The sequence below is a fragment of the Deinococcus roseus genome (genome assembly GCF_014646895.1).
Taxonomy (GTDB): domain Bacteria; phylum Deinococcota; class Deinococci; order Deinococcales; family Deinococcaceae; genus Deinococcus_C; species Deinococcus_C roseus.
Map to the genome: position 1 here is coordinate 39,661 of NZ_BMOD01000019.1, position 12,937 is coordinate 52,597.

Sequence of the window (12,937 nt, forward strand, 5' to 3'; positions counted from 1 at the left end):
GAAGGATTCACCAGAATCCTTCCATTTCACTGATAAACGCAGTAGATTCTGCAGCAACTTTCAACCCTTCACCTTTCTGGTGAAGGGTTCTTTTTGTGTGGATCTGCAAGCTCAGGTCCAGTTGTTGTTCAGCTGCCGCAGCACTTCAAAAGCCGCAATCCCCACCGAAACAGAGAGGTTGAGGCTGCGGCCTTCTCCGGGCATGGGAATGGTGACGGCTTCAATGGATTCCCGGATCCACTGGGGCAGTCCTCTGGATTCCGGCCCAAACACCAGAAAATCTCCATCCTGGTACTCCACATGGGTGTAGACCCGTTCTGTTTTGGTGGTGAAGGCATACAGCCTTGCACCTTCAGGAACACTGGCCCTGAAGGCTTCCCAGTCTGCATGGTCCTGCCACTGCACATGCTGGCTGTAATCCATCACGGCCCGTTTGTACTGCGGGTCCAGCAAACGGAATCCGAAAGGTCGGATCATGTGCAGTTTCACGCCCAGCACGGCACAAGAGCGCATGATGTTGCCCACATTGCCGGGGTTTTCGGGTTCAAAAAGCACCACGTGGATCATGGGCGGGCCTCCTGCTGCAGCAGGATGGTCACGCGGGTTTGCACGTGGTTCAGGGCGAGACCTTCACTGGTCTTGAACGACACCCCCACCTCGGATTCAGGCAGTGCCAGCAAAGCGGCCACCGATCGGGCAATCTCTGGCCTGAGGGGACCAAGTTTGGGTCTGTCCAGGGTCACCACCAGCGCAACATTGACCGGGATGTAGCCCTTCTGCTGCACCAGGTTCAGGGTGTGCTGCAGGATGACTTTGCTGTCCATGTTCCTGTATTGCGGGTCGGTGTCAGGAAAGTACTGCCCGATGTCTCCCAGCGCCAGTCCAGAAAGCAGTGCATCTGCCACAGCATGCAAGATGGCGTCTCCATCGCTGTGGGCCACGGCTCCGATGGGGCTGTCTGGAATGACCACCCCTCCCAGGGTGAGGGTGCGCCCGGCTTCCAGGCGGTGGGCGTCTTCTCCATATCCAATGCGGTATTGCATGAGGAACATTATGGCAGCAGAAAAGACAAACCAACACGGTGTCTTTTGCCCTGGATCCTGGATACGCAAAATGGCCTAACCCTGATCTGGCCTTGTTAGGATACCCATCATGTCGATGCACACGGTTGGAATCCTGCTTTTGCTGCTGGTCACGGCTTTCTGGGGCAGCACCTTCTCGCTGGTGAAAGAAGCCACCGAGCACATGCCCACCTCAAGTTTCATTGCCTGGCGTTTCAGCATTGCTCTGGTTCCACTGCTGTTTTTTGTGCGCAAGATCAGCCCCAAACTGTGGCGCGACGGCCTGATTCTGGGCACCTGGCTGGGGGCAGGCTACATCACCCAGGCCATGGGCCTGCAGACCATCGGGGCGAACCGGGCGGCTTTCATCACAGGGCTGAACGTGATTCTGGTGCCCATCGGACTGGCCCTGATGACCCGCCGGAAAATTTCTGTGGGGGTGTGGATCTCGGTGGCGCTGTGTGCCCTGGGCATCGGTCTGATTTCCTGGGAAGGTGGGCAACTGGCCATCGGGGATTTGTGGACGCTGGGATGCGCCTTCACTTACGCGGGATACATCATCTATCTGGAACGCACGGCCAGCAGGCATGAAGTGCTTCCCCTCACCGCCATTCAGTTGCTGGCCGTGGTTTTGATTGGCTGGACCTGGGCGGGCATTGAGGCCACCCAGCACATGGGTCATCTGGAAGATGGTCTGGTCAGCAATTTCAAGGGTTACCTGAGTGTTCCAGGCACAGCCCTGGCTCCCCTGCTGTACCTGGGTCTGGCGGCCACGGCCCTGACCACCGTGCTGCAGGTGATTGGGCAGAAATTTGTGACGGCCGTCGAAGCAGCCATCATTTATGCCCTGGAACCCGTGACGGCCAGCATTTTTGCGTTCTTCTGGGCTGGAGAGGTGCTGGGCATCCGGGGGATTTCAGGAGGGGCACTGATCGTGCTGGCGATGGTGCTCTCCCAGCTTCCAGACCGCAAAGAACTGGTTCCGGTGCAGGATTGACCCTCAGAGCTTCAATTCTCTGGGCCGGTGCATGATCACAAAACGGGTGTAATTGTCCGGGTAAAACTGGATGCCCTGATGCAAATAGGACCATCCCAGACGCTCATACAGCCGTCTGGCCCCGGTGTTGGTGGTCTGGGTGGACAGCAGCATGTTGGCATAAGGTTGCCTGGAACCCAGGTAATCGATCATCTGCTGCCCAATGCCCTGGTTGCGGTAACTGGGCAAAATGGCAATTTCCACCAGCACCCAGGCGTCTTTCAGGGCAGCATGGTGCTCCCCGATGTGCCGTGACACCATGTCATGCCACCAGTTGCCGGGCACGCTTTTCACCCCGAAGGCAATGCCCACCACTTCTCCGTGGTGCAAAGCCACCACCCCCAGAAACCCTTCCTTGCGGGTGTACTCCCGGAAGAATTTTGCAGAGGGTTTCTCGTCGTAACCCCAGGTGAGGGCATACACCCGCACCCCGGCTTTCAGGTGGGGAGACTGTTCCGAGTAGGCAGAGAGTTCTATCTCGCTTTTGATCACACTGGAAGCAAATGTAGCACGACCAGTTCTGCATCGCAAAGGAAACGCAGGGGAACCCCGGTGACCCCCAGACCTCTGGACACAAACCCTCTGGCTGGACCCTGCACCATCCCCTGAGCAAAACGCTCTCCATACTTGCTGGGAACATGCAAAGCCCCCAGCAAAGGAAGCCGCACCTGTCCACCATGGGTGTGACCACTGAGCGTGAGGTCCACCCACTCTGGAACTTCTGGCAGGATGTCGGGGTTGTGGCTCATCAGCAGAATGCACAGTTCTTTGTTGAGGTTCTGCAGGGCAGCTTCCAGGCTGGGCAGGCCGTTCCACAGGTCATCAATGCCTGCCAGTTGCACATCGGGCCGGAGTTGCACGGCAGCATTGTTCAGCATGCGGATTCCGGCTTCTTTCAGCACCTGCTCGAATTCCATCAGGCGGTCTGGAATCAGGTGGTAATCGTGGTTTCCCCACACCCCGTAAACGCCCAGCGGAGCCTGCAATTTGGAGAGCACTTTGGCCAGATCCCGGATGTGCGGGTAGTCTTCGCGGGAAGAAATGAAATCCCCGGTGATCAGGATGACATCAGGCTTTTGCTGCTGTGTGGCCTGGACCCACTGCTCCACCTGGGAAAGGGGAATCAGGGAGCTGTAATGCAGGTCGGTCAGGTGGACCACTTTCAGGGGTTGCTTCAGTCCCTGAAGCTGCAGGGTGTGTTCACTCAGCACAAACTGGTGCGCCTGTGCATAACTGTATCCCCCGAGCCCCAGGGCTCCGGTGGCGACCAGGGCACCTCTTTGCAGGAATTGGCGTCGGGTGATTTTCACGTTTCCAGTATGCAGAGTTTTGATGAGGGTTTGGGGAAAGACCCTGTGGTGCAATGTGTTGTTTTCAGGAAAAGCATCACCGTGCTGAACATGGGTTTGTGCAGGCAGGGAAAGCCTTTGACCACCTGCAGGTTTTCTTCATGTTGTGGCCTGCCCATGGGTTATGCTTGGCGGCATGGAGTACATTCTCAGAGCCGATGTGCTGACCCAGAGTCCTGATTTTCCCCGTGCCACAGCCGTGCTGGTTTCGGGTGACCGCGTTCGTGCTGTGGACCAACTGGAGGTTTTGCAGGGCATTGCGCCCCAGGCAAAGCTGCTGGATTTTCAGGACCGCATCCTCACCCCTGGGCTTACGGATGCCCACATCCATCTGGTGGCTTACGGTTTCCGGCTGTCCCAGGTGAACCTGGAGGGCAGCACCTCGGTGCAGGAGGTGCAAAAGCGGGTGCAGGACCATGCCCTGACCCAGCCTGAAGGCTGGATTGTGGGGGGCGGTTACACCATCACCGAACTGGGCCTCAAAGCCTACCCCACCCGCCAGTTGCTGGATGAGGCCATGCCAGACCGTCCTGTGCTGCTGTACTCCAGAGACCTGCACAGCGCATGGGCCAATTCGCTGGCCTTGCAGCTTTCTGGTTTGCAGGACATCACCCCCAACCCGGAAGGCGGAGAACTGGTGCGGGTGGATGGGGCATTGACCGGTTACCTGCTGGAATCGGCCATGGGTCTGGTGAGAAAGCACATCCCGGAGCCCACCTGGGAAGAAACCCTGGATGCGGCAAGGCTTGCCGTGAAAACCATGCGCAACTTCGGGTACACCGCCGTGCACACCATGGCCTACGAGCCTGCCAGCCACCTGCGTGCCCTGTTGCACCTGGAGCAGAACGGTGAATTGCCGCTCAGGGTGTGGGCCTGCATTCCCCACACAGACCTGGACGCGGCCATCGGGCTTGGTCTGTACGGAGGACAGGGAGACCGGGTGAAACTGGGAGGGGTCAAGTTCTTTCTGGATGGGGCACTGGGCAGCCAGACCGCCTGGATGCTCCCACCGGGATACCAGAACCCGCAGGCCACCCCCATGATTCTGGACCAGCCAGAAGTGATCCGGGAAAAGGCAGAACAGGCCTTGCAGTACGGCTTTGTGCCCACCGTGCATGCCATCGGGGACCAGGCCAACCGGGTGTTGCTGGACATTTATCAGGACCTGAAACCCCTGGCAGACCAGCAGGGACTGCGCCTGCGTCTGGAACACGCCCAGCACCTGAACCAGGAGGACATTGCCCGTTTTGGAACCTTGCAGGTCACGGCCTCCATGCAGCCCGTTCACCTGCCCGGAGATGCCCGTCTGGTGCGGGAACTGATGCCCCACATGCAAGACACCACCTACGCCGTGAAAAGCCTGCAAGATGCAGGAACCCTGCTGGCTTTTGGCTCGGATGCACCGGTGGCCAGCCCGGACCCGCACCTCAGCTTTCAGGCAGCCACCAAACGTCTGGGACAGGATGGACAGACGTTCAGCGTGCAGGAGTGTCTCAGTCCTGAAGAAACCCTGTGGGCGCACACCAGAGGTCCGGCCCTGGCGGTGGGCTGGCAGGATTACGGCATCATCGTTCCAGGAGCAAGGGCAGATTTTACTTTGTGGGACACGCTGGGGGGTCGGTCAGAAGCCCTGACTTTTCCCTGGCCGGAAACCTGAATGAACCTGAAAACAGCCCACCTGCAAATTACAGGTGGGCTGTTGGGCTTGAAAGGGGGGGTTACCTTCTGGAACGGTTGCGGCGGTTTTGCTCATCGGTGCGAAGGCGCACAGGAATGAGGCGTTTTTGGATCTGGCGGGCAGCCCACAGGGCCACCAGCACCACCAGGAGCAGTTCGAGAACAAACATGATACAGGTACGGAATGAATGCTCCAAAGGTTTCCTAAAGCTGTTTTTCATTTGTATGCAACGCCACAAGTTACACTGAAACCATGATCCAGCGCCTGAAAATCCCTGTTTTGTTGACCCTTTCTGCTGCACTGCTCTCAGGTTGCATGGTGGTCAAAACCACCATCCAGCCGCCCCAGTTTCAGGTCCAGAGCTTTGAACTGACCCGTTACACCATCCCCAACATCCTCAACCCCTTCAACGGCGAAGCCACCTTTGTGATGAATGTGCAGGTCACCAACCCCAATGCCTTCGGGCTGCAGATCCAGCGCATTCAGGGAGACCTCTTGCTGGACGGTCTGAATTTCGGGAAAGCCGTGATCCCCAACCTCAGGCTGGAAGCCAACGGCAGCAGCGTGGTCACCACCGAATTCACCCTCCCTGTGAACCTCAACCTGGCCAGCAAAATTGCCGACATCGCCCAGGGCCGCAAGGTGGACTACCTGGTCAAAACCACCGTTCAGGTGGACACAGGTTTGCTGGGAACCGCCACCTTCTCCAACATCGTGGTGGCCCAGGGCAGCGTGAACAACTGAGGATTTCTGGGCTGGGTGCTCCTGCAGGTGCAGTGAAGGTTACTGCTGTTGGGCGCAGCACGCTGCGCCCCTACAATCCCAATTTGAGGTTTCTGTTTTTGCCCTCGGTCCTCAGCCCTCGGCTTTGTCCCCTGATATGCTTGTCCCATGATCGACACCCGTTACTTGGCAGACCGGCTGCTGACTTTGCTGCGCACCCCCTCACCCACTGGATTCACCGGGCAGGCCATGCAGGTGCTGGCTGGAATGCTGCAGGACCTTGGCATCGAGCCCCAGTTCACCCCCAAAGGGGCGCTGTACTGGACCCTTTCCGGTCAGGCAACTGGCAAAACAGTGGCTTTCAGTGCCCACATTGACACGCTGGGGGCCATGGTCAAGGAAATCAAAGACAATGGACGCCTGAAGCTGACGGCCCTTGGGGGTTACGACTGGGCCACCGTGGAAGGAGAATACTGCACAGTGCACTTGCAGGGTGGCAAGACCCTTACGGGAACTGTGGTCAACGTCAAGCAGAGCACCCATGTGTGGGGCGCAGAACTGCGGGACCTCAAACGCACCGATGAAACCATGGAAGTGCGTCTGGATGCCCGTTCTTTCAGTGCAGAAGACGCCCTGAATCTGGGGGTGCAGGTGGGGGATTTTGTGTCGTGGGATCCGCGTGCAGAGCTGACCGAATCCGGGTACCTGAAGAGCCGCCACCTGGACAACAAGGCTGCAGTGGCGGTCTTTCTGGATGTGACCCGTGCTGTGCTGCAGGAGAAAATCGCTTTGAAGCACACCACCCATTTCTTCATCAGCAATTACGAGGAGGTGGGGCACGGGGCTTCAGTGGGGATTCCGCAGGACACCCAGGAACTCATTGCGGTGGACATGGCGGCCATTGGAAAAGGGCAGACCTCGCATGAGCACCACTGCACCCTCTGTGTGAAGGACTCTTCGGGGCCTTATGACCACGGGCTGGGGAACCGCCTTCGCAAAGCGGCAGTGCAGGCAGGCATCGACCTGAAGATCGACATTTATCCGTATTACGGCTCAGATGCCAGTGCTGCATGGCGGGCCGGAGGGAATTATCCTGCTGCACTGATTGGCCCTGGCGTGGATGCCAGCCACGCCTATGAAAGAACCCACCTGGATGCTTTGCAGGACACTGCAAAACTGATTTTGCAGTACATGCAGGAAGGTTAAACCCCAGAAACCAGTGCCACCGCAATACTCAGGTGCTCTCTTCCCGAACGGGAGAGGGCATCTCCTTTTTCAGGAACGGCATTCAGGTAACCCTGTGACGTGCGCAGGCTGAAATTCCCCAGCGGGTGATCGTCCAGGCTGACCTGAGAGGTGCCCAGCAGTTGCATGGCCAGGTCCTGCAGGGCCTGCAAGCGCTGTTGTTCTTCGGGCAGCAGCAGCACTGTGCGGGTGAAGTCCTGCAGCAAATGCAGGTGGTGTTCCCGTTCTGCGATCACTTCGCGCCGCTGCTGGGCCAGCAGCAGGGCTCCCACCTGGGTTGCAAAATCCATGGCAATCTCGATGGCTTCTGCACTGAAAGCCTGCTCCACCGTGTGGTTGTCCAGGTTCATGTGGGCGATGGGGTGCCCATCCACCACGATGGGCAGCAGGATGGTGCTTTTCACCTGGGCCAGCGAACCTGCTTCATCGAACACCTCGTAGGTGTCTGGTTCGATGGTGGCACTGGAATGCCGGGCGATGTCCAGGCCGTAAAGCAGGCGCGGAATGCCTTTCAGGTAGTTCTCCCTGCCATTGCCGTACCATTTGAGCTGGCTGTCCTCGCTGAGCTGGATGCCCAGAATGCCATCGTCGTAGCCCACCTGGGCGGCCACCCGGTAATAACCACCGTGCCACACGTCCATGGAGCCTGCCTCCACACTGGGAATGGTGCGGATGGCCGCGGCCAGCAGGGTTTTCCAGAAGCGCGGTCCAGCGTCCTGATCGTGTGAAAGCAGTTCCAGGGTGGAGCGCAGGGTTTGCCAGGCGGCCCGTGGACTGACCGAGCCCAGCAAACTGGCCTGCTGGTGGTTTTTGTGCACGGCTTTCTGGGCGTACATGCGTTCGTCTGCCACCCGGCAGAGTTCACCAGGGGTGTCTCCATCGCGGCCCAGAAAAGCCACCCCTGCACTGGCATCTGCATCCAGAAACCCTTTCTGGCGCACCGTGCTGCGAATGGCCCCCAGACGGTTTTCCAGAATGGAGAGTTGCCCGGGTTGCAGGTGCTTTAAAATCACCGCGAATTCATCTCCACCCAGACGGTAAGCCGGATCGGATTGCCTCAGGTGCAGCTTCAGAGCCTCCGCGAAGGTCTTCAGCAGCACATCGCCCTGCTCGTGGCCCTGTCCATCGTTGACTTTTTTCAGGCCGTCCAGGTCCAGCACCATCACGCCCAGAGAAAACCCCTGCTGCTGGGCATCTTGCAGGTCCTGTTCCAGGGTCTGGTCAAAAGCGCGGCGGTTGCCCAGTCCGGTCAGGGGATCCAGCAGGGCAGCGTCTTTCAGTTGCCGCACATATTCCCCTTGCTGTTGCACCATGCGGATGCCCAGTGCAATGGATTCCAGCAATGTGCGTTCCTCTGGGAGCCAGGGGCGACCCTGCTGCCTGCCCACCGTGAGCACGGTGCCTTCCCCTTCTTTGAGGTTCAGGGGGAACACCATCACCTCCAGCGTGGTGCCCTCCAGTTGCAGGTTTGCAAAGTGCCGGGGATGCTGGGTCCTCAGGGCTTCCCAGGCCACACTGCCGTTCAGAAAGAGGGTGTGGGGCAGGTCCCAGGGAATGGGCTGCTCAGACCAGATTTCTTCCAGCTCATGGTGCTCACGGTCCATTTTCAACACGAAAACCAGATCCATGCCGATGGATTCCTGCAACACCTGCAAGGCCTGCCTGAGCAGGTCGTGAATGCTGATTTCGCTGCTCAGCAGGCGGGAAAGGTTGAGGATGGTCTGGGCATATCCCTGGGCTTTCTGCACATCCCGGTCCAGGGTTCGGAGTTGCTGGCCCTGCAAAATGACGTGTCCCAGCCCATCCGGTGTGGAGAGTTCCAGCAGGGGTTCTCCGGTTCTGAACCCCTCTCCAGCCAGCAATTCTCCCCACTGGGGGTGCTGCAGGCGCACAGCGCTGGCCCCGGTCACATGCTGCAAGACCAGCAGCATCTGCCGGGCAATGTGGTGTGAGGATGGGGTGCGGCGTTCAGGCATCGGGCTGGGCCTCCAGATCTGCTCTTATTATGTCAACATGGCCTCTGAAAAAATCCTTACCTGAGTTGGATGGGGTCTGCTTGCTGTCTCTATTTGAAATGGACAGAGGATTTTCAAACAGCCTGACTTCACAATGGGAACCAGAAAACCCCGGAGCCTTATCCCTGTAAAGGAGACCCATGCAAGAGATCCAGATCCTGTTCACGCCAGAAGGCATCCAGAACCCCTACCCCCATTATGACCACCTGCGCAACCTCAATCCCGTATTTTACATTCCAGAGTGGAATTCCCTGTTTGTGACCGGGCACCCGGAGAACGCTGCTTTGCTGCGTGACCCACGGGTCAGTGTGGAACGGCTGGGGGCCTCTGCAGAAGACCTCAAAAGGGATGAATTTCTGCCTGTGAATGCCCTTTATCACATGATGCTGTTCCGTGATCCCCCCAACCACACCCGCCTGCGCAGCCTGGTCAATCAGGCCTTCACGCCCAGGGTGGTTTCGGAGATGCGGGTCCTGATTGAAACCCAGGTGGATGAAATTCTGGACCGGGTGGCCCTGCAGGGCAAAATGGAGGTTCTGGACGAGCTGGCCGGTCCCCTCCCGGTCACGGTGATCCTGAAAATGCTGGGCCTCAACCCGCAGGATGCAGAGCACTTTAAACGCTGGTCTGAAAGCATTGCTGTGCTGCTGGATGGGGGTGCAGAAAGCACAATCCTGATGCCCCGCATCATGCAGGACGTTGTAGAAATGAACAGCTACTTCAGGCAGATTGCAGATGATTTGCGAGAACGCCCCCGACCTGGTCTGATGACCGCACTGGCCACGGCAGAACTGGCCGGAGACAAACTCAGCAATGAAGAACTGCTTTCAAACGCCATTTTGCTGCTGGTGGCCGGACATGAAACCACCACCAACCTGATCGCCAGTGGCCTTCATGCCCTGCTGGAGCATCCAGAGCAGCTTGCAGCGCTGCGGGAGCACCCTGAGTTGATGGACGGTGCCGTGGAAGAGCTGCTGCGTTACGTCAGTCCCGTGCAGGCCACCTCGCGGGTCCTGAAAACCGACATGGAAGTGGGCGGTCAGCAGGTCAAAGCAGGGACCCAGTTGCAACTGATGCTGGCTGCAGCCAACCGGGACCCCAGGGTGTTCAGCCACCCAGAACAACTGGATGTGCGGCGCGATGCCAGCAAGCATCTGGCCTTCGCTGCCGGACACCACTACTGTCTGGGAGCAAGTCTGGCCCGCATGGAAGCCAGGGTGGTCTTTGAAAAACTGCTGCAGCGTTTTGACACGCTGGAGATGTTGCAGCAGGACATTTCCTACCGACTCAATTTCACCCTGCGCGGTCTGAAAGAGCTGCACGTGGGGGTGCGTTGAAGCAACCCGCACTTTGTTGCCGGGTCTTTTTGGTTATCCTGAACCATGACCGTTTTGCTTTTTGATGTGGATGGGGTGGTCCTGAAGCCGCCCCAGCAGTTGTTTTCCATTCACGCTGCAGAAAAATACCAGTTGCCAGAAGACCTGATCAACCGTTTCTTTGTGGGTGTCTTTTACCAGTGTCTGCGTGGAGAGCTGGACCTCAAAGCAGCCCTGGCCCCGGAGTTGCCCATGTGGGGCTATCCAGGGTCTGTGGAAGCGTTCATGCAGGAATGGTTTGACATCGACTTCGTGCCAGATGAAGAACTTCTGGCAGTGGTGGACCGGCTCAGGGCTGAAGGCTACGCCTGCCATCTGGCCACCAACCAGGAAACACACCGTGCTGCTTACCTGTGGGAACGCCTGCAAGGTCATTTTGATGGCATGTTCGCCTCGTCACACCTGAAGGCCAAGAAACCCGACCCGGAGTATTTCCAGCAGGTCCAGAAAGCCCTGGGAACAGCAGAAATTCACTTCTGGGACGATCAAAGCAAAAATGTGGAAGCTGCACAGCAGGCAGGCTGGAACGCCCACCTCTACCTGAGCCCTGAAGCAGTTCTAAATGTGCTGCAAAAGGAAAACCTGTTGCAGACCCCTCAGCCCTGATCTGCCAGAAGCGCGTTCAGGGCCTGCGTTGAAATGGCCACCAGACCGGGATTGGTGTGACGGTAATAGGGGAGGGCCACCACCGCCACCGAAAGCGCCCATCCCTTGCCCCGTTCCCAGGAGGCATCGTCTGCCTGCAGGGCCTGACGGAAGGTTTCACGGGTGGGAGCATCAAAAAGGTTCCAGGCCACCATCAGGTCACAGGCCGGGTCTCCCACCCCCAGACCTCCAAAATCAATCACCGCATGCAGTTTCCCGTTGTGGACGAGCAGGTTTCCTGCTTGCAGGTCCCCATGGATCCACACAGGTGGACTGTCCCAGGCTGGAGCGCTCAGGGCTTTTTCCCAGAGGGATGTCAGCGCTTTCACATCAAACCAGCCTTCCAGTTCTTGCAGGGCCTTGCGGGTCATGGGGTCGCGTTCATGCAAAGAAACACCCCTGCCAAAATTGTGGTGCCCCGGAACAGGCCCATCTGTTGCAGGAATGTTTTGCAAAGCCAGCATGAACCCGGCAAGGTCTTTTGCCAGCAGGTCAGCATCTGAAACCCCCTCCAGAGAGGCATTTTTGCCTTCCAGCCAGCGGTAGATGGACCAGTGCCAGGGATAGGTGTCATCAGGCTGTCCCAGTGCCACAGGTTCTGGAATCTGCAGGGGCAGGTGTGGGGCCAGCCTGGGCAACCACAGATGCTCTTTTTCCACCTGGGGTGTGGCCCAGGAAATGCGCGGCAAACGCACAGTCAAAGCTTTCCCCAGGCGGTACATGCGGTTGTCGGTGCCGCTGGACTGCATCACGTTCAGGGGAAGGTGTGCAAACTCAGGAAATTGGGTGGTCAGCAGGTGCTGCACCACTTCTGCGCTGGTGTCCACTTCATGGTCATGCAATTTTGCCATTCAGGCTCCTTTTGTGTTTCTGCCAGATGTTTTAAAGGCGGTAATAGCCATAATTGACACTCACCTCAAACCCCAGTTTTTTATATAGGGCAATGGCCGGAGGGTTGCTGGAATTGACCTCCAGCCACACCTGCTGGTACCCCTGCTGTTGCAAATCAAAGAGCACCTGACGCATCAACAGTTCCCCCAGACCTTTTCTGCGAAAATCAGGATGCACCCGGAAGGCATAAATCCCCGCCCTGCTTTCGGTGTGAAACACCCGCAAATTGGACACCACCCGCCCATTGACCTTCAAAACCCGGTGGGGTTCGGGCTCCTCGCGCAGTTCTCTGCGCAGGTCATCCAGGTTCATGCCAAACCCGAAATCCTTTCTGGCCCCCTCAGCAATGCTTTCTGCATCTTCAGGTGCTGCCTGGGACTCGGTGGTGCCTTCGGGAAGTTCAGGGGCTTCAAACTGTCCGAGGTTCAGCACCATGCGGTATTCTGCAAAATCCAGGGTCACCCCCCATTTCTGCAAAAAAGCCTGACCTGCGCTGGACGCTGCTTCACAAATCCCCAGCACCTTCTGCACGCCGGGAACGGCACAGGCCCGCGCCATGCTCCTGAGCATGCGGGTCGCCATGCCCTGCCTGCGAAATTCAGGGGCCACCATCACTTTCAGTTCGGGCATGTGGTAAGCCCCCAGAATGCTCCCGTAACCCACCACCCGGTCTCCATTTAGCATCAGGTGGTGCCGGTTCCAGGGGGTTTCATGCACCTTGAGGGGTTCATAATCCAGCCCCAGTTTGAGGTCAAGCCCAGATGTTTCATTGATGCTGACTTGCAAATTCAGGGCCTGGGCCAGTTGTTCGGGCGTCAGTGCCCGTTCCTGTAAATAACGCATGGTTTCAGTAAAACTTTTTCGGCGGTGCTGCACATGCGTCAGGTGGCGTAGAAGGCCGAGGACCGATTGCACCAG

At 58.0% G+C, this 12,937-nt stretch carries 14 protein-coding genes; 6 read left to right on the forward strand and 8 right to left on the reverse strand.

Features of this window, described 5'->3' with window-relative positions:
- Positions 1–111 precede the first annotated feature (111 nt).
- Positions 112–567, reverse strand: coding sequence for a tRNA (cytidine(34)-2'-O)-methyltransferase (locus IEY52_RS19125; RefSeq protein ID WP_189005461.1), 456 nt, complete (start codon positions 565–567; stop codon positions 112–114).
- Positions 564–1,043, reverse strand: coding sequence for a 2-C-methyl-D-erythritol 2,4-cyclodiphosphate synthase (gene ispF, locus IEY52_RS19130; RefSeq protein ID WP_373289896.1), 480 nt, complete (start codon positions 1,041–1,043; stop codon positions 564–566). The genes IEY52_RS19125 and ispF overlap by 4 nt, the downstream gene beginning before the upstream one ends.
- 109 nt (positions 1,044–1,152) lie before the next feature.
- On the opposite strand from ispF, the gene IEY52_RS19135 reads away from it, so the two are divergent.
- Positions 1,153–2,058, forward strand: coding sequence for a DMT family transporter (locus IEY52_RS19135; RefSeq protein WP_189005466.1), 906 nt, complete (start codon positions 1,153–1,155; stop codon positions 2,056–2,058).
- A 3-nt stretch (positions 2,059–2,061) separates the two neighbouring features.
- On the opposite strand, the gene IEY52_RS19140 is transcribed toward IEY52_RS19135, so the two are convergent.
- Together IEY52_RS19140 and IEY52_RS19145 are read right to left on the reverse strand one after the other, a co-directional pair.
- Entirely contained in the window at positions 2,062–2,589 is a 528-nt protein-coding gene (locus tag IEY52_RS19140; RefSeq protein ID WP_189005468.1) for a GNAT family N-acetyltransferase, read from the reverse strand.
- Positions 2,586–3,407: a metallophosphoesterase gene (locus IEY52_RS19145; RefSeq protein WP_229684874.1), complete on the reverse strand. Its 822-nt coding sequence runs from the start codon at positions 3,405–3,407 to the stop codon at positions 2,586–2,588. The genes IEY52_RS19140 and IEY52_RS19145 overlap by 4 nt, the downstream gene beginning before the upstream one ends.
- 175 nt (positions 3,408–3,582) lie before the next feature.
- Between IEY52_RS19145 and IEY52_RS19150 the strand changes: the two genes are divergently transcribed.
- A complete protein-coding gene (locus IEY52_RS19150; protein WP_189005470.1) occupies positions 3,583–5,103 on the forward strand; it encodes an amidohydrolase in 1,521 nt (506 codons plus the stop codon).
- Between the two features lie 61 nt (positions 5,104–5,164).
- On the opposite strand, the gene IEY52_RS26990 is transcribed toward IEY52_RS19150, so the two are convergent.
- Positions 5,165–5,293: a hypothetical protein gene (locus tag IEY52_RS26990; protein WP_268239739.1), complete on the reverse strand. Its 129-nt coding sequence runs from the start codon at positions 5,291–5,293 to the stop codon at positions 5,165–5,167.
- A gap of 83 nt (positions 5,294–5,376) precedes the next feature.
- Here IEY52_RS26990 and IEY52_RS19155 point away from each other — a divergent pair, with 83 nt between their 5' ends.
- The gene (locus IEY52_RS19155) at positions 5,377–5,868 is read left to right on the forward strand and encodes an LEA/WHy family protein (RefSeq protein WP_189005472.1); all 492 of its coding nucleotides are present in this window, start codon (positions 5,377–5,379) and stop codon (positions 5,866–5,868) included.
- 147 nt (positions 5,869–6,015) lie between these two features.
- Complete coding sequence (locus IEY52_RS19160; RefSeq protein WP_189005474.1) at positions 6,016–7,053, forward strand: M42 family metallopeptidase; 1,038 nt, start codon at positions 6,016–6,018, stop codon at positions 7,051–7,053.
- Here IEY52_RS19160 and IEY52_RS19165 read toward each other — a convergent pair.
- Positions 7,050–9,068, reverse strand: a complete 2,019-nt coding sequence (locus IEY52_RS19165) for a diguanylate cyclase domain-containing protein (RefSeq protein WP_189005483.1) — start codon at positions 9,066–9,068, stop codon at positions 7,050–7,052. The genes IEY52_RS19160 and IEY52_RS19165 overlap by 4 nt on opposite strands.
- 179 nt (positions 9,069–9,247) lie before the next feature.
- Between IEY52_RS19165 and IEY52_RS19170 the strand changes: the two genes are divergently transcribed.
- Complete coding sequence (locus tag IEY52_RS19170; RefSeq protein WP_189005485.1) at positions 9,248–10,444, forward strand: cytochrome P450; 1,197 nt, start codon at positions 9,248–9,250, stop codon at positions 10,442–10,444.
- Between the two features lie 45 nt (positions 10,445–10,489).
- Positions 10,490–11,089: an HAD-IA family hydrolase gene (locus IEY52_RS19175; RefSeq protein ID WP_189005487.1), complete on the forward strand. Its 600-nt coding sequence runs from the start codon at positions 10,490–10,492 to the stop codon at positions 11,087–11,089.
- Here IEY52_RS19175 and IEY52_RS19180 read toward each other — a convergent pair.
- Entirely contained in the window at positions 11,080–11,979 is a 900-nt protein-coding gene (locus IEY52_RS19180; RefSeq protein ID WP_189005489.1) for an aminoglycoside phosphotransferase family protein, read from the reverse strand. The genes IEY52_RS19175 and IEY52_RS19180 overlap by 10 nt on opposite strands.
- 31 nt (positions 11,980–12,010) lie before the next feature.
- A complete protein-coding gene (locus tag IEY52_RS19185) occupies positions 12,011–12,862 on the reverse strand; it encodes a GNAT family N-acetyltransferase (protein ID WP_189005491.1) in 852 nt (283 codons plus the stop codon).
- Positions 12,863–12,937: the final 75 nt, after the last annotated feature.